Origin of the sequence: Maribacter sp. IgM3_T14_3 (genome assembly GCF_049603095.1) — a bacterium.
Taxonomy (GTDB): Bacteria; Bacteroidota; Bacteroidia; order Flavobacteriales; family Flavobacteriaceae; genus Maribacter.
Genome location: NZ_CP187138.1, coordinates 3082834 through 3100226, shown reverse-complemented (window position 1 = coordinate 3100226; position 17393 = coordinate 3082834). Strand labels below are relative to the sequence as shown.

At 35.7% G+C, this 17393-nt stretch carries 11 protein-coding genes and 2 tRNA genes; 6 read left to right on the top strand and 7 right to left on the bottom strand.

Going from position 1 to position 17393, the window contains the following annotated elements; translation table 11 throughout:
• Positions 1-3: 3 nt before the first annotated feature.
• Complete coding sequence (sppA, locus tag ACPF9A_RS13785) at positions 4-1764, bottom strand: signal peptide peptidase SppA (RefSeq protein ID WP_423997821.1); 1761 nt, start codon at positions 1762-1764, stop codon at positions 4-6.
• A 72-nt stretch (positions 1765-1836) separates the two neighbouring features.
• On the opposite strand from sppA, the gene folK reads away from it, so the two are divergent.
• The gene (folK, locus tag ACPF9A_RS13780; protein WP_423997819.1) at positions 1837-2979 is read left to right on the top strand and encodes a 2-amino-4-hydroxy-6-hydroxymethyldihydropteridine diphosphokinase; all 1143 of its coding nucleotides are present in this window, start codon (positions 1837-1839) and stop codon (positions 2977-2979) included.
• Positions 2980-3096: 117 nt separating this feature from the next.
• On the opposite strand, the gene ACPF9A_RS13775 is transcribed toward folK, so the two are convergent.
• Positions 3097-3627 (bottom strand): RNA methyltransferase, encoded by a 531-nt coding sequence (locus tag ACPF9A_RS13775; protein ID WP_423997817.1) that lies wholly within the window; start codon positions 3625-3627, stop codon positions 3097-3099.
• A 165-nt stretch (positions 3628-3792) separates the two neighbouring features.
• On the opposite strand from ACPF9A_RS13775, the gene mutS reads away from it, so the two are divergent.
• From mutS to ACPF9A_RS13750, 5 genes are all read left to right on the top strand, one after another.
• Positions 3793-6375: a DNA mismatch repair protein MutS gene (mutS, locus tag ACPF9A_RS13770; RefSeq protein ID WP_423997815.1), complete on the top strand. Its 2583-nt coding sequence runs from the start codon at positions 3793-3795 to the stop codon at positions 6373-6375.
• Between the two features lie 98 nt (positions 6376-6473).
• Positions 6474-6545 (top strand) — tRNA-Gly (locus ACPF9A_RS13765).
• A 43-nt stretch (positions 6546-6588) separates the two neighbouring features.
• Positions 6589-6672, top strand: a tRNA-Leu gene (locus ACPF9A_RS13760).
• A gap of 105 nt (positions 6673-6777) precedes the next feature.
• Positions 6778-7413: a SanA/YdcF family protein gene (locus tag ACPF9A_RS13755; protein WP_423997813.1), complete on the top strand. Its 636-nt coding sequence runs from the start codon at positions 6778-6780 to the stop codon at positions 7411-7413.
• A gap of 70 nt (positions 7414-7483) precedes the next feature.
• Positions 7484-8725 carry an NRAMP family divalent metal transporter gene (locus tag ACPF9A_RS13750; protein WP_423997811.1) on the top strand — a complete coding sequence of 414 codons (1242 nt, stop codon included), beginning with the start codon at positions 7484-7486 and terminating at the stop codon, positions 8723-8725.
• A gap of 18 nt (positions 8726-8743) precedes the next feature.
• On the opposite strand, the gene ACPF9A_RS13745 is transcribed toward ACPF9A_RS13750, so the two are convergent.
• The 5 genes from ACPF9A_RS13745 to ACPF9A_RS13725 all read right to left on the bottom strand — a co-directional run bounded on the left by ACPF9A_RS13745 (position 8744) and on the right by ACPF9A_RS13725 (position 17383).
• Complete coding sequence (locus tag ACPF9A_RS13745; RefSeq protein ID WP_423997809.1) at positions 8744-10651, bottom strand: OmpA family protein; 1908 nt, start codon at positions 10649-10651, stop codon at positions 8744-8746.
• Positions 10652-10662: 11 nt separating this feature from the next.
• Positions 10663-11643: a PorP/SprF family type IX secretion system membrane protein gene (locus tag ACPF9A_RS13740; protein ID WP_423997807.1), complete on the bottom strand. Its 981-nt coding sequence runs from the start codon at positions 11641-11643 to the stop codon at positions 10663-10665.
• 8 nt (positions 11644-11651) lie between these two features.
• Entirely contained in the window at positions 11652-15803 is a 4152-nt protein-coding gene (locus ACPF9A_RS13735; protein WP_423997805.1) for a Calx-beta domain-containing protein, read from the bottom strand.
• 106 nt (positions 15804-15909) lie between these two features.
• Positions 15910-16797, bottom strand: a complete 888-nt coding sequence (fabD, locus tag ACPF9A_RS13730; protein WP_423997803.1) for an ACP S-malonyltransferase — start codon at positions 16795-16797, stop codon at positions 15910-15912.
• 70 nt (positions 16798-16867) lie between these two features.
• On the bottom strand, positions 16868-17383 hold the full coding sequence (locus ACPF9A_RS13725) for a gamma carbonic anhydrase family protein (protein WP_423997801.1): 516 nt from the start codon (positions 17381-17383) through the stop codon (positions 16868-16870).
• Positions 17384-17393 lie beyond the last annotated feature (10 nt).

Genomic DNA, 17393 nt, shown 5'->3' with positions numbered 1-17393 from the left:
AAATTATTTAATGTCTAATGCAAAAGGCATTCTAGCCTGTATACCTTTTTGTTGTTTGAAAGATTGAAGTTCTTTAAGCACTTTATAAGCCTCGTCGCCAATTTCCTGCTTTAACACATTCTCTTTAATCTGAATACTGACACCTTCTAAATCTTCCATAAAACGCTCGAATCCGCTTTTGTATTTCGGGAATTTTTTAACCCCATAAGAGCTTAAAGAGGCAAGCTTAGCTGCAGCTTCTATAGCATCATCTAAATTACCCAATTCATCTACCAAACCAACTTCTAAAGCTTCAGTACCACTCCACACCCTACCTTGGGCAACACTATCAACTTGTGCCATGGTCATATTTCTACCTTCAGATACCCGTTGAAGAAATGTTTGATATGTTTCTTCAATACTCTCTTGAATTTGATTTTTAAAACTTTCTTGCATTGGTTCAAATAATGAATATTCGATTGCATTTTTATTAGTACCCACTTGTTCTGCATTAATACCAATATTATCTGCCAGTTCTGTCATATTTGGTACTGTACCGAAGACACCAATAGAACCAGTTATGGTTGTAGGCTCAGCAAAAATTTTATCGGCACCTGCGGCTATATAGTATCCGCCAGAAGCTGCAACGTTACCCATTGATACAATTACTGGCTTCACTTTCTTGGCAAGTGCAACTTCTCTCCAAATAATATCTGAGGTTAAAGCACTACCACCGGGTGAGTTTACACGCAATACAATTGCTTTCACTTTTTCATCATCACGAGCTTTAATTAAAGCTTCGTTAATAATACCTTGCCCAATAATATTCGGACCACCTTCACCATAAAAAATTTCACCTTGGGCAAAAATAACCGCTATTTTATCATCTCCAGATTTTAAAGTCTTCTTTTTCGAATACTTTACATAGTCATCTAAATTGCTGTAATTAATTTCGTCATCTTTTTTAATCTTTAGCGCACTTGCTAATTTGCTCTCGTACTCATCGTAAAAAATAACATCATCGATCAACCCTGATTGTTTTGCGAATTTCGGAGTTCTACCACCTAAGGTATCTGCTATAACATTTAAATCAGATTCAGAAATCGATCTTGTTTTTGAAATATCAACGACCATAGAATTCCAAAGAGACTGCAGCAAAGAAGTTAATTGGCTTCTATTCGCCTCGCTCATATTATTCTCTAAATACGGTTCTACCGCACTTTTGTATTTTCCATGTCGAATTACCTCCATTTTAATTCCAGATTTCTCTTGAAGTTCTTTATAATAAAGTACCTCGGTAGACAAACCTTTGAAATCTAACACACCAACGGGGTTAATAAATACAGAATCTGCCACACTGGCCAAATAGTAATCGCGCTGCATGAAAAAATCTGCGTAAGCGTAAATAAATTTACCTTCAGATTTAAAGTTTTCTAATTCTTTTCTAATTTCTTGAGTTTGAGCCAAACCAGCAACTATGAAATTATTATTGATACTAATACCTTTAATACGATCATCATTCTTTGCTACTTCAATAGCCTGTAAAATTTCGTCTAAACCCTGAGATTCTTGAAAAATACCGGCAAAAGGATCTAACTCATCATTACCTGTATAATCTGAAATTGGCCTTTGTAATTGCAATTCTAAAATAGAATTATCTTTTACAGCCACACCATCTTCGCTACTACTAACAAGGCTAACAAAAATTAAAAACATTACAAATAAGATTCCGAATGCAAACAAGGAACCTAAAATAGAGGCAAGAAAATTTCTTAAAAAATTCATTTAAATCTTTATTTTAAATAGTGAACAAAGATAAGTAATGTGAATATGTTTTAGTTATTTTGTCCTATTATTATGGGAGTATACAAAACAGCATTTTTATCTATTGGCAGTAATTTAGGCAATCGCTTATTATTACTACAGAAAGCAATTTTCGAAATCGGCAATGCCACCGGCGAAATAAGGCAGGTTTCGGCTATATACGAAACTCCTGCATGGGGATTTGACGGAGAAGATTTTCTAAATGCATGTTTAGAATTACAAACTCTTCTCTCGCCCGAAGAATTACTTGTTAAATTATTAGCCATAGAAACTGATTTTGGCAGAGAAAGAAAAGAGAGTGAAAGTTATCAAAGCAGAACACTTGACATTGATATCATTTATTACGAAAAGGATATTATTAACACTGCAGCTTTAACGGTGCCACACCCTAAAATGCAAGAGAGAAAGTTCATCTTGAAACCACTTGCAGATATTACTCCACAGTTTTACCACCCAATTTTTAATAAAGACACTAGAAATCTATTACAGGAATGTAAAGATAAAAGCACTATTACAAAACAGGTCAGAAGATTATTCAAAAATCGCCACACCTTTTTTGCCAGTTTAGAATATGTCGCAATAGAGGGAAATATTGGAGCTGGTAAAACCACATTGGCAACTAAAATTTCTGAAGACTTTAATGCCAAGATAATATTAGAACGATTTGCCGAGAATCCGTTTTTACCTAACTTTTATGAGGATCAAGCTCGCTACGCTTTCCCGCTAGAGATGTCATTCTTAGCAGACCGGTATCAACAATTTACCGAAGATACCAATCAACTAGATCTTTTTAAAAGTTTTATGGTTAGTGATTACGACATATACAAATCGTTGATTTTCGCGAAGGTTACTCTGCAACAGAATGAATTCGACCTATATAGAAAGGTTTTTAATTTTATGTACAAAGAAGTTAAAAAGCCCAAGATATACGTTTACCTGTATCAAACAACAGAAAGGTTGCTACAACAAATAAAGCAACGTGGCAGAGATTATGAACAGAATATAGAACTGACCTATCTAGAGAAAATTAACCGTGGTTATTTTGATTTCTTAAGAACCTACCCTAAAGAAAATCAGCTCATTATAGATGTAAGCGAGTTAGATTTTGTGACTCACGAACGTGATTATGAAACTATTTTAAGCAAGATTGAAGACTTTGCCTTAGCCAACTTATAATAATATAATTCGTATTATTTCTTGTGTAAATGAAAAGAAAATCTTTTATTGTGCAGGCATTCGTGCAACTAACTAACTCAAACTATACTAAAAAACCTGGTCTACGACCAGGTTTTTTTATGCGTTAATTTTACTCCAGCAATCCCAAATTACGACTCCAACACTTACCGAAATATTTAATGAATGTTTGGTGCCGAACTGCGGTATTTCTAAAACCTCATCACTTGTGCTAACGACATTTTGTGCAACGCCCTTGACCTCGTTCCCAAAAATGAATACTTGCTTTTTATCTTTGTCAGGATGGTAATTATTTAGTTGCGTCGCCTTTTCAGCTTGTTCAACAGAAACAACATGGCAACCATCTTTTTTTAACCTATCGACCAACTCCATCGTATCCTCAACATGTTCCCAGTCAACACTATCGGTAGCACCAAGTGCCGTTTTATGAATATCTTTATGAGGAGGTCTAGCAGTAATGCCGCACAGGTATATTTTTTCAACTAAAAAAGCATCGGCTGTTCTGAAAACAGATCCAATATTATTTAAACTTCGAATATTATCCAGAACAATAATAATGGGAGATTTACCAGCAAGCTTATAGCCTTCCACATCAATTCTATCTAACTCCTCATTTCTTAATTTTCTCATCTTTTACTCTTCAATTTCAAAAATTTGAATGGTTATAAACTTATCCTCAAATATCAACAATTATTAAAATTCAAGCGATAAAACCATACTTTCGTGAAGGTGCAAAATTAATGAGATAAAGATAAAGTGGCGGATAAAAGCAAGACAAAAAAGGTAACCCCTTTAATGAAGCAGTATAATACCATCAAGACCAAGTATCCTGATGCGTTATTACTTTTTAGAGTGGGCGATTTTTATGAAACTTTTGGTGAAGATGCAGTAAAGGCTTCACGCATATTAGGCATTATTCTAACGAATAGAAATAATGGTGGCGAGCGAACCGAACTAGCTGGTTTTCCGCATCATTCAATAAACACCTATTTACCCAAGTTGGTAAAAGCAGGTCAGCGAGTTGCTATTTGTGATCAGTTAGAAGACCCCAAACAAACGAAAACAATTGTCAAAAGAGGGGTTACCGAATTGGTTACACCCGGTGTGGCAATGAATGACGATATTTTAAACTCTAAGACCAATAATTTTCTTTGTGCCGTGCACTTCGGAAGAAAAAAAATAGGAATTGCGTTTGTTGATATTTCAACTGGTGAGTTTTTAACCTCAGAAGGAAATGAAGAACAGATTGATAAACTGTTACAGAATTTCTCGCCCAACGAGATTTTAATATCCAAAGCACATAAAAAAGAATTCTTAGAGGTATTCGGCAAAAACTATCACCTGTTCTATCTAGAAGATTGGGTTTTTCAAGAAGATTATGCGCTAGAAAATCTTAAATCGCACTTTAATACAAACACGCTAAAGGGTTTTGGCGTTGACCATTTAACATGCGGTATAATTGCATCGGGGGTAGTTTTACATTATTTAGGCGAAACCCAACATCGACAACTACAGCATATCTCAAAATTACAACGTATTGCTGAAGATGATTACATATGGATGGACAGGTTCACCATTAAAAACTTAGAACTTTATCAATCAACAAATGTAAATGCGGTGACACTTTTAGATGTTATCGATAAAACCATCTCACCCATGGGTGGGCGAATGATCAAAAGATGGCTTGCCTTACCACTTAAAAATTTAGAGAAAATTAAAAGAAGGCAACAAATTGTTTCTTTCTTACATGATGAAGAAGTAGTTTTAGAAAAGTTTCAGCATCATATAAAGCAAATGGGCGATTTAGAGCGTTTAATCTCTAAAGTAGCCACGGGCAAGGTAAACCCGAAAGAAGTTGTACAGTTAAAAAACTCTGTAGAAGCTCTAATACCAATAAAACAATTAGCGACTTCTTCTAAAGTCGAATCGTTAGCTTTAACAGGTGATCAAATACAATCTTGCGATTTATTACGTGCCAAGATCAAAGAGATGCTTAACGAAGAAGCACCTGTAAATATTTTAAAAGGAAGCACTATAGCAAAAGGCTTTTCTGAAGAATTAGACGAGCTTAGAGGATTAGCCACTTCAGGAAAAAACTATTTAAATAAAATGCTTGAAAGGGAAACTGCCGCAACTGGCATTACCTCCCTTAAAATAGCCTCAAATAATGTCTTCGGTTATTATATAGAAGTTAGAAACACCCATAAAGATAAAGTACCTGAAACATGGACGCGTAAGCAAACTTTGGTAAATGCAGAACGATATATTACTGAAGAACTTAAAGAATACGAAGCAAAAATTCTAGGAGCAGAAGACCGCATTTCAACTTTAGAGCAACAATTATTCTCTCAATTGGTGGTATGGATGCAAGAATACATTGCTCCTGTTCAGAATAACGCATATCTAATAGCACAATTAGACTGTTTATGTGGTTTTGCACAACTAGCGAAAGAAAATGCATATAACTGCCCTACCCTAAATGATTCTACAGATTTAGAAATAAAAGACGGTAGGCACCCGGTAATTGAAAAACAATTGCCGTTAGGTGAACAATATATAGCCAACGATTTACAGTTAGACAGATCGAACCAACAATTTATAATGATTACCGGTCCGAATATGAGTGGTAAATCTGCCTTATTGAGACAAACGGCATTAATCGTACTTCTTGCACAAATGGGAAGTTTTGTACCCGCAGAATCGGCTAAAATTGGTGTAGTGGATAAAATATTTACCCGTGTTGGTGCTAGTGACAATATTTCAATGGGCGAATCTACTTTTATGGTAGAAATGAACGAAACAGCTTCTATTCTAAATAACCTATCTGAGAGAAGTCTTGTGCTTTTAGATGAAATAGGTCGTGGCACTAGTACGTATGATGGTATATCTATTGCTTGGGCAATTTCTGAGTATCTACATGAGCACCCGGCAAGAGCGAAAACGATGTTCGCCACCCATTACCATGAGCTTAATGAAATGACCAATACTTTTAATCGTATTAAGAACTATAATGTCGCTATAAAAGAGCTAAAGGATACTGTTCTGTTTCTACGAAAATTGGTTCCTGGCGGTAGTGAACATAGTTTTGGTATACACGTAGCTAAAATGGCAGGTATGCCCCAACAAGTAATTCAGAAAGCTAATAAGATTTTGAAAAAGTTGGAAAATAAGCATGTTAATGAAGATATGGGAGACAAGCTTAAAAGTAATTCTGACGAATTGCAATTGAGTTTTTTCAATTTAGATGACCCATTATTAGAAGAAATAAAGGAAGAAATCACGAATTTAGACATCGATACCCTAACTCCGGTAGAAGCATTGATGAAATTAAATGAGATTAAAAGGCTGTTAACCAAGGACAAAAAGGCAACATCATAATATTTTTAATTCTTTTGTCAATTTTTACTTTGGTTTTTACAGAATTGTTTTAAATTTGCACCCGCATCTTTTAAGAGATGCACGTTCTTAAAAAATTTGCGAAAGTAGCTCAGGGGTAGAGCATCACCTTGCCAAGGTGGAGGTCGCGGGTTCGAATCCCGTTTTTCGCTCAGAAAATGTTGCCGGTCAACATTTTTTTTCAAAGCCAAGTATGCTCGAGTGGTGGAATTGGTAGACACGCCGGACTTAAAATCCTGTGCTCTTTGGGGCGTGCGGGTTCAAGTCCCGCCTCGAGTACTAAAACCCTTGTTAATCGTAAGATTTTCAAGGGTTTTTTATTTTATCTACTTTTCAAATCGAAATCTTAAGTTATTTATTAACTTTAGTTATCATTACAAATGCATGCTAAAAAAAATATTCAAAATATCTGGCATTCTGCTATTAGCGTTAATTCTAATCATTTTTGTCTGTAATAGTATTATTTCAAGCACAACAGATGACAAAACCTATTCAGATATATCGTTAATACCTGCCAACAGAGTCGGTCTTGTTTTAGGTACTTCTAATAGATTAACGAACGGCTCGCCTAATCCATATTACACCTATAGAATAAACGCCACTAAGGAGCTTTATAATGCCGGAAAGATCAAATTCATTTTAGTTAGCGGCGATAACGGCAGTATTTATTATAATGAGCCAAATACCTTTAAAAAGGATCTTATCAAAGCCGGTATACCAGAAGAAGTTATTTTCTTAGATTATGCAGGGTTCAGAACTTTAGATAGTATGTTCAGGGCAAAGTTTATTTTCGGACTAAATAACGTAACGGTAATTTCTCAAAAATTCCATAATGAGAGGGCAATCTACATAGCAGAACAAAAAGGGTTAAAAGCTATAGGTTTTAATGCTGAAGACGTTTCTGCCAGTCAAGGTCTAAAAGTTCAGATAAGAGAGTACTTAGCGCGTGTAAAGGTATTTATAGATATGATATTGAATACCCAACCAAAATTTTACGGTGCAACTATAGAAATAAAATAGGCGTATTACGGCGCTATATTTAAATAGACTACATTTAAGACAATCAACCAAACCAATTGTAAAACGCTGTATGAAAACAATACTAAAAAACTTAGGTCCAGGCCTTTTGTTTGCGAGTATGGCCATAGGTACATCTCATCTTGTTTTATCTACAAAAGCAGGTGCCCAATATGGATGGTTAATGGTTATTCCTATAATTTTAGCTAACGTTCTAAAGTACCCGTTCTTCGAATTTGGCGTGCGATATACCAACGTCACCAACAAAACCCTTATAGAAGGCTATTTAAACCGCGGTAAAGGCTATTTATGGTTTTACGCAGTTATTAGTTTCATTACAACATTCACGATTCTAGCGGCATTATACACCGTTACAGCAGGGCTTTTTATCAATCTATTCGGTATCGGACACGAATCTATAGCCTTGGTTGCACTAAGTTTATTTTTATTAATCAGCGTTCTTCTAATTTTCGGGAAATATAAATTTCTTGAAATAAGTCTAAAGTTCGTAGTCGCAATCCTCTTTTTCGCATTGTTGATTACCACCATATTGGTATTAGCAAAAGGACCTGTTAATCATATAGTGGATTTTGAACCTTTGCCAATTTTTAACGAAGTAGGAATACTTTTTTTAATTGGATTGATAGGATGGATGCCCACCAGTGTCGAAGCTTCAAGTTGGATCAGTTTATGGAGTATTGAAAAATGGAAGAGTCAAGAAAAACCGAGCTTAAAAGAATCGTTACAAGAATTTAATATAGGCTACACGATAACCGCAATACTAGCCATATTTTTTATGATTATTGGATGGTTTACTTTATACGGTACCAATATACAATTAAGTAATAATGCCGTAAGTTTTGCAGATCAAGTAGTTCGATTATTTACCGAACATATTGGATCATGGGCATATCTGTTCATAGCCATTTCGGCATTCGCCACTATGTTCAGTACTTGTATGACCGCACATGATGCACTAGCAAGGGTAAGCTTAGATATTATCTCTTTATTAAAACCTAAAAGTAAGTGGTATCGAACAAAAACAGCATATGCAGCGGGCGTTTTCGCTTTAACGCTAATTAATTTTATAGTCATTGCCGCTTTTAGTGCTAACATGGGCAACTTGGTCGCTTTGGCAACATTTGTTTCTTTTGTAGTAGCACCTATTATAGGCTATATGAATTTGAAAAATGTGACCAGCAATGACCTAGACCCTGAATTTCGACCTGGTAAAAGATTAAAACTATTGACTTATGCAGGCATCATATTTCTATCATGCTTCGCCTTGTACTATTTCTATATTATTATCTTCTAATATTTAAGAAGACGACTATTATTCTACCACAAATAATATTCGTTCATTTTGTTTATGCAGAAAATCTAAACAATATGCTCCGTTAGTACAATTATTCACAATCATTTCTTCGCCGTAACCAGTTGCCTCTATAATGTTATTTGAAGTTAACCCGTTCTTTAAAAGATAGTTTTTAATAACATCAGCTCTTTCTTGTGATAATTTTTTATTACTAGAATTACTACCTCTACTATCGGTATGCGATTGAATTCTGATTCTCATTTGAGGAAAACGCACTACAGCATCTACCACCTTTTTCAATTCAGTCTCCACTTGAGCGTTCATAACAGATTTACCTTTGTCAAAATAAAACTTTTCTAGCTTCAACACATTCTTATCTTCGCGTATTGTAATTAAATCTTCCATTCGTGCCAACCCCATGTTATAGGCAGAGTTTTGAATTTCTTCCATACCTTCTTCTGAGTATGTCGTTGAAAATATAGAATATCCATCACTCATAGCCTGTATGGTCACTTGAGACATCCATGGTATTTCAATTCTAAAGCTACCGTCATTTCCAGACCTGATTTCTTTAATAACATCACCTTGCTGACTCAATAATCTAACTTGAGCTCCTTTTAAACCTGCCTTTGTTTTCAGATTAACAACTTTACCGCCTACTGCAAATGTTTTTAAGCCCGGGGCATTTTTAAGGTCGAAACCATAAAGGTCATCACCGCCTTTTCCACCTTTTCTATTAGATGCCAAATAACCAGACAAACCTGTATTCTCAGCATTCTGGATAATGAATCCGAAGTCATCTGCTGTTGAATTAATTCCGTCACCAAGATTTACCGGTATGGTAAATGAATCATTAGGCAACATGTTCGATTTATAAACATCCATACCACCAAGTCCGTAAAAAATATCCGAAGAAAAATACAAACTACCATCAAATATATATGGGGCAATCTCATTACCCGGCGAGTTTATTCTAGGCCCTAAATTAATAGGAGCAGACATTATTTGACCACTATTGGTATAAACATAATATAAATCTGTACCACCATAGCTATCGTCAAAATTTGCAGCGAAATATAATCGTTCTGTTTTATCATCGAAATAAGGATAATAAAAAGAGGTACTTAAATCTTTTAATATAAATCTAAATCGACCACTCTCAGAAATAGTACCAATAGCCAATGCATTTTTACCATTATCATCATACCTCAGTTCTCCATTTTCCGTATTCGATAAAATGTAAAAGAAAGTGGTCAATTTTTCTGAGTAGTACGGAGTAGATTTATGAAAATCAGTCGCTGGTATTTCTTTAAATGCTTCAACATCAACCAAAGTATTATCAGAACCTAATCTTGCGAAGTAGATATCTAAATACGACTCGCCAGTTGGTTCATATACATTCTTAGTATTTCGACCTCTACTACTACTAAAGAGTATACCATTTTTATAAAAAGCCGGTGAAAAATCGCCTTGAGCACTATTTACACCCAAATCTCTTATACTATTATCTACACTAGAAGGAATTTCTAATAAGCTATAGTTAAACTCTGCATTTTCTAAAAGTTCAGGAGATAACTTATCGGCTTTAGACCTTAGAAAAGTCTTTACCCTATCTCTTTCTGAGTTCTTAGAAAGACTCTGCAACATTTTATTGAATCTGTTGACAGACATTATGGTGTCGTTCTTATTTACTTCTAAATAAAGCTCAGAAGCACTATCATAACTTCCTGTACTAAAATAAGAATCTGCAAGATTCAATAACTGATGATTAGTTAACGAATCTTTTTGCATTTCGCTTTTATATGCTTCTATCGCCTTTTCGTATTGATACCCATAAAAAAGATTATCGGCTTTAGATTTTTTGTCTTGGGCCGTACTTAGAAATGGTACAAAAACTAGTAATACTATGATTATTTTAAATCTCATTTTAGTTCACTTTAAAAGAATCGAGGTGAATCAACTTGTTTTGGTTTACCTTTTGCATTTTTATCACTACTACCTTTAGATTTTGAAGGTCCTTTTCTACCTAAGTAAAACTTAAGTATAATTTCATGTGATCCGTTATTGAATTCGCCAAGTAAGTTTGTATTGTAATCATATGAATACCCTGCGAACAACGTATTAGAAATCTGAAAACCTGCCAAACCACTAAAAGCATTATCTAAACGATAGGAAACCCCTGCTGTAACCACATCAGAAATTAGAAAATTACTAGATAAGTTAACATTCACTGGTGAACCAGAAATCGTGTTCACTAAAAATGCAGGTTTAAATTTTAAGTTTTCTGAAAGCTCAAAAACATAGCCCCCAATAAAATTGAATTGAAGCTTATCTTCTACGATAGATGCTACTTCACCATTATATACCCCTTCGGTTAAAAAATTAGGTACCGAAGCACCAAAGTACCAATCTTCAGAATATAAGAATGCACCTGCCCCTACCGTTGGGTAGAATTTGCTTAACATTTCATCACTTAGGTTCTCACCCGGATTCTCAAACGTTCCTTTTGAAAAATCAACATTTAAAAAAGATCCACCGGCATCAATACCAAAGGACAATTTTGTTTCATCGGAAACCATTATCTGATAAGAATAAGAAATATCGGCATAGGTCTGAGTAGCAGGACCCAATTCATCATTTACAATATTGATACCTAAACCTACTTTTTCATTTTTAAAAGGCAAGTTTGCACCAAAGCGAAAAGTTCTAGGCGCGCCTGGTATATCGATCCACTGAGCTCTATACAATCCTGAGAATTCAGGGTTTTCTACTGTACCAACATACGCTGGGTTAAAACTACCAATATTATACATGTACTGGGTGTACTGCGGTTCTTTCTGTGAAAATGCATTAAAGCTTAACAGAGAAAATAGTACTAAAGCAATAGTATAACTCGATTTATTAAAGTTATAATCCATAATTTATTTTATCTAATAAGCTGTATCCAACCTTTATCCAATACTGTAGGTTGATTATTAACACTATAATTCATGATATAAAAATAAGTCCCTTTTGGCGATTCTTTTCCTTTATAAGTACCATCCCAAACATCACCATCATTTACTTTTTCAGTTTCAAAAACAAGATTTCCGTAACGATCGTAAATTTTAATTTTGTATTGTAAATTAACTTCTATCTGTGCACCGGTATCTGGATTAGTCAAAGTTCTATTTATACGAAGAACCTCATTCTGATTATTACCGTTTGGCGAGAACTGATTGAACAGAAAACCTGGATCCGCAGGACTTTTCTGAATCACCTCTACGGTTACGGTTGCTTCATTATTTTCAGTATTACCATCTCTTGGCGTAGACCGAACAATATTTGCAGTGTTGGTATACGTACCCATTGCAGGAACTCTAGCTCTAATTCTCAACGTAGCCGTTTCTTCTCTATTCAAAGCAGGGATATTCCAATTACCAGAAGCTTCATCATACGTACCACCAAAATCGGACTCCGCAGAAACAAATTCAAATCCATTTTCAATCAGGATCAAATCATTGACAACTATATCGGTTACCGTATCAAATTCAGAAATATTGGTAACACGAATAATAAATTCTACCTCATCACCTACCAATGCCTTATCTGGGCGAGCTTCTTTCTCAATCTTAAGATCGACACCCTCTGGTGCTTCTGTATTTAGCACAACGGTTGCTTCGTCATTCTCAGCATTATTATCTGATGGAATAGATTCTAGTAGTACAGCAGTGTTAGTATAAGGCCCTTGTTCTGCTACAATTACTGTAATAGAAAGTTCTAAGGAAATACCTGCTGCAAGTTCTGCTATACTCCAATTACCGGATACCGCATCATAATCGGTAGAATCTGGAGCATCTGAAGAAACAAAATCAAAACCTAATTCTAAAAGATCACCAACAACAATAGCTCTTGCCGTTCTATCGGATAAGTTGGTAACCAAAATTTTAAATATGATGGTATCACCAATCAAGGCATCAATATTATCAACAGACTTCAACACTTCTAAATCAATTGGATCATCGCAATTTGGGGATGCCACAGGATCACAAGGATCATCAGGGTCAGAACCATTTGTTTGCTCATCTAAATCTGAAATTCCGTCGCCATCAGTATCACAATTACCATTAAATCTATTAGGTATACATGCATTAGTATTTGCAGGATCTTGCTGATCATTTACTCCGTCATTATCGGTATCTGCAGTGTTAGAATCTAGTGCATCGATAATTCCGTCTCCGTCTTCATCTAATGGATTTGCAATATCATCACCAACCTCATCACCATCTTCAATACCATCACCATCTGTGTCAGGATTATTAGGATCCGTACCCAATGTTACCTCTTGACCACCTAGAAGTCCGTCATTATCATCATCAGATTCGCAGTCACTAACATTTATGGTTACGTCTATGGTAGGGTTTACACATGGCGCAGTAGAATTTGTTGTTGTAAATCTAAAAATATAGGCACCAGAAGCAAATCCTTCGAATTGCACCACATTGGTAGAACTAATCGTTACATCGTTTTGCGGACCAGAAATAAATACCCAAACCCCAGGATCCGCGCCCACCAGTCTTGTATCTAAATCAATGCTCGTTAATCCGTTAGCAGCAACATTACAAATTGATCCGTTCTGCGCTGTTCCTGTAGTTGCCTGAGAACCTATTCTCGCAACAACCGGTTGTCTTTCGGTAGTACATTCATTCTCGGTCGCTTCTACATAATACGTAGCTGTAGCGTTTAAAGAAGGAGTAGTATAGGTTTCACCCATTGCTACAGGTGTCACGGCGTCTAAAGAATCGTACCAATTAATAGAAGCACCGTCAGTTGGAACTACACTTAAAAGCAACGTACCCGGACCACAGCGTTCATTGTCATTAATTGTAACCAACTGTGGCAATACATTTCTAACAATTTGAACTTCTATAGTACCACTTGCGCAATTATTGGCTGCATCATAGAAAAAGCCATAATAAGACGCGGGCAGACTTACATCTTGAGCTTCGGCAACAGTTAAATGAGAATTTGTATTTAATGGGTTAGAAACCCTACTCCATGTTAAAACAGTTCCTGCAGGAGCTGCACTACTTGTAAAATCAAATAAATTTGCAGAAAAATCGCCACCCGCCGTTTCTACGCAATAAATATTAGAAACAGTAGCATCTAAGGTTGGTGCAGCAACGCAATTATCATCATCTTGAATAGTACCAGTGGCTGTACCACCATTTGCACGTTGTACATTATTGGTAGGTAACCCTAACTGTACTGTAAACGTTTCTGTATTTTCTAAAATAGCATCGTTATTAATAGGCACTATAATGGTACTTGTTTCATTCGCAGTACCTGTAAATGTCAACGAACCATTCGTACCAGTATAATCAGTACCATTTATTGCTGTACCATCGATGAAAGAATACGTAACGGTCGTACCACCAACAACTGCCAAATCAAGAACCACATCAAATTCCATTTCACCATCCGGATCATCTTCATTTAGAGAAGCATTAGAGATTGTTAATGTCGCTTGATCATTATCATTAATTTGAACAGTTGCAGTACGTGTAGTTAACGAACCTAAAATATAGCCTGTACCTGTAGCCAAAGTAATTATAACAGTTTCAGCCCCTTCTTGAATTGCATCATTAATTGGTAGAATATCAATTTCAACTTGTTGTACTCCAACAGGAATACTAACAGCATTAGCATTAATAGCTGTATAATCAACACCATTACCTGCAGTACCACTAACTACATAGTTTACTATAATTGGACCTGTTGTATTATTTGGAGCACTTAAACTAACCGTAAATTCCCCAGGAGAAACAGCATTATTACTTTCAGCTGCCGTACCATCAGATGCCGTAATTTGGGCAACATTGGCATCTTCACTTACAATTATCACCGTAGCGCTATCTGGACCGCCAACCGTATAATCAGGACCATTTACCAAAGTTAATACTACCGTTTCGTTACTTTCAATATCGGTATCATTAATTGGTGTAAGTGTAATAACACCTGTACTTTCACCTTCTTCAATAACAACCGTACCTGATAGAGCGGAAAAATCATCTCCCTCATCTGCTGTACCACTAACCGTATATTCAATTTCAATAGCTGCTCCGGTTGCATTGATCTTATCTACTTCAACGGTAAAAACACCTACAGTTAAAGGATTTTCTCTGGCCGTCGCAATTGTAGATTCAATAGAAGCTTCAAAAATATCATTGTCTATAATGGTAACAGTATCTGTGTCAGGCGCACCTATTGTATACGAATCGCTATTTACATCATCCAGAACGATAATAACCGATTCAGTAACCTCAACGAAGTCATCATCATTAGGTATAATATTAATATTTGAAACATCAGCTCCGTCGACAAAAGTTGCATTTCCAGAAATTGTGTAATCTTGACCGGTTCCCAAACCCGCAGTACCTGACAAGGTATAACCAACCACAATATTAGCGCCTGTATTATTTGGTTCGCTCAATTCTAGTCTAAACCTGCCATAATTAGCAGCTCCAGAAGCACCTTCGGTAGTTTCTGGTCTATTCGCTATTACGGAAACTTCACCAAAATCATTGTCCTCAATATTAATGGTAACCTCGCTATCTACTCCTATAAAATAGTTAGGTTCATCTTCAACTAATTCGATATTAATAGTTTCTTCACCTTCAACGAGTCCATCATCATCAACTACAATATTTACAGTTGCACTACCAACCCCAACAAAATTATAAGTTATATCAATTTCTTCATCTAACTCTTGATAATCGATATTTGAAGTGGCTGTACTAGTTAATAATACATTATACTTAACTGTAACACTACCGGCACCAAATCCCGGATTAATAACATTAATTCGAAAACTACCAGATACTTCGCTCTCTTCAAGAGCATCGTTGATTTTTTCAATAGTAACGTTTTGAGCAGAAACACTTTGCGAAAAAGCACCTAGAAAAAGGAATCCAAAAACAAAAAGGAATCTCTTTAAGCCTCTACTACTATTAGAAGTCAAAAAACTATTATATACTCTTATTTTCATAGCATTCTTTATCATTCCCAACAATAAGGCTGGAGGATGTTCTAAATCCATAACCAAAAATGAGAGTCTCAATATTACAAAAAAATCAAGGTAAACCGCTCAGAAACAGTTGAAAAAAAGATTTATAGGTTAAATGGTACTATTAAAGAAAAAATGATTAGTCTGTTAGCTCTGGGGACTGCGTAGTTACCGATGGCTCAATTTTTCTCACTAACCCTTGCAATACCTTACCAGGGCCAATTTCAGTAAAAATAGTAGCTCCGTCCTTCACCATTTGTTGAACACTCTGTGTCCATTTTACAGGTGCAGTCAATTGCAACATTAAGTTCTTTTTAATTTCTTCTGCACTATTTACTGCCGTTGTTGGTACATTTTGATAAATTGGACAACTAGGTGTCGAAAATGTAGTATTAGCTATGGCCGCAGCTAATTCTTCTCTGGCAGGCTCCATTAACGGCGAATGGAAAGCTCCACCCACAGGTAACATTAATGCTCGTTTTGCACCTGCTTCTTTTAATTTTTCACAAGCTTCTTCAACTGCTGATATCTCACCAGAAATCACCAATTGACCCGGACAGTTATAATTTGCTGCAACCACGATACCAGTAATTTCTGCACATACTTTTTCCACAACGGCATCTTCCAATCCTAAAACTGCTGCCATTGTCGATGGTTTCAGTTCACAAGCTTTTTGCATTGCCAAAGCTCGTTTCGAAACTAATCTCAATCCGTCTTCAAAACTAAGAGTGTTATTTGCAACAAGTGCAGAAAACTCTCCTAATGAATGACCCGCAACCATATCTGGTTTAAACGAATCTCCCATTACTTTACTCAAAATAACAGAGTGAAGAAATATAGCTGGTTGAGTTACCTTAGTTTCTTTCAAACCTTCGGCAGTACCTTTGAACATCACCTCTGTAATATCAAAGCCCAATATATCGTTTGCTTTAAGAAACAACTCTTTTGCAATATGGTATTTATCATATAGATCTAAACCCATTCCGACGAATTGAGCACCTTGCCCAGGAAAAACATATGCGTTCATAACTTTTAATTTTGATGGCACAAAAGTACGTATTTTAGATAGATTGCTATATGTAAATGATTATTTGCATTTACTCAGTTTCTTTAAACCAACCGGAATACATGGTATAAGCTTCGGCAATTCTATTGATTTCACCAGAACTTAATTCGGGACTTATATCTTTTATTTTTTTAGCAGGCATACCGGCAAAAATACTTCCTGATGGTACATGTGTACCTTTTGTTAACACTGCCCCAGCTGCAATAATACTATTGCTTTCCACAATACAGTCATCCATAATGATGCTACCCATACCAACCAATACATTATCATGAATAGTACACCCATGCACAATAGCATTATGACCGATTGATACATTATTACCTATAGTTGTTGGTGATTTTAAATAGGTACAATGAATAACCGCACCATCTTGTATATTTACTTTATCGCCCATTTTTATAAAATGAACATCGCCACGTAGCACAGCATTGAACCACACACTACATTGCTTACCCATGCTTACTTCACCGACAATCGTTGCATTTTCTGCAATAAAACAATCGTCACCAATAATGGGTTCTTTACCTCTAACTGCTTTTATCATTGTAATTTTT

Bases quoted from the DNA above. Each gene is read 5' to 3' on its own strand.
- sppA (WP_423997821.1), bottom strand. From the start codon at position 1,764: ATGAATTTTTTAAGAAATTTTCTTGCCTCTATTTTAGGTTCCTTGTTT.
- folK (WP_423997819.1), top strand. From the start codon at position 1,837: ATGGGAGTATACAAAACAGCATTTTTATCTATTGGCAGTAATTTAGGC.
- ACPF9A_RS13775 (WP_423997817.1), bottom strand. From the start codon at position 3,627: ATGAGAAAATTAAGAAATGAGGAGTTAGATAGAATTGATGTGGAAGGC.
- mutS (WP_423997815.1), top strand. From the start codon at position 3,793: ATGAAGCAGTATAATACCATCAAGACCAAGTATCCTGATGCGTTATTA.
- ACPF9A_RS13755 (WP_423997813.1), top strand. From the start codon at position 6,778: ATGCTAAAAAAAATATTCAAAATATCTGGCATTCTGCTATTAGCGTTA.
- ACPF9A_RS13750 (WP_423997811.1), top strand. From the start codon at position 7,484: ATGAAAACAATACTAAAAAACTTAGGTCCAGGCCTTTTGTTTGCGAGT.
- ACPF9A_RS13745 (WP_423997809.1), bottom strand. From the start codon at position 10,651: ATGAGATTTAAAATAATCATAGTATTACTAGTTTTTGTACCATTTCTA.
- ACPF9A_RS13740 (WP_423997807.1), bottom strand. From the start codon at position 11,643: ATGGATTATAACTTTAATAAATCGAGTTATACTATTGCTTTAGTACTA.
- ACPF9A_RS13735 (WP_423997805.1), bottom strand. From the start codon at position 15,803: ATGGATTTAGAACATCCTCCAGCCTTATTGTTGGGAATGATAAAGAAT.
- fabD (WP_423997803.1), bottom strand. From the start codon at position 16,797: ATGAACGCATATGTTTTTCCTGGGCAAGGTGCTCAATTCGTCGGAATG.
- ACPF9A_RS13725 (WP_423997801.1), bottom strand. From the start codon at position 17,383: ATGATAAAAGCAGTTAGAGGTAAAGAACCCATTATTGGTGACGATTGT.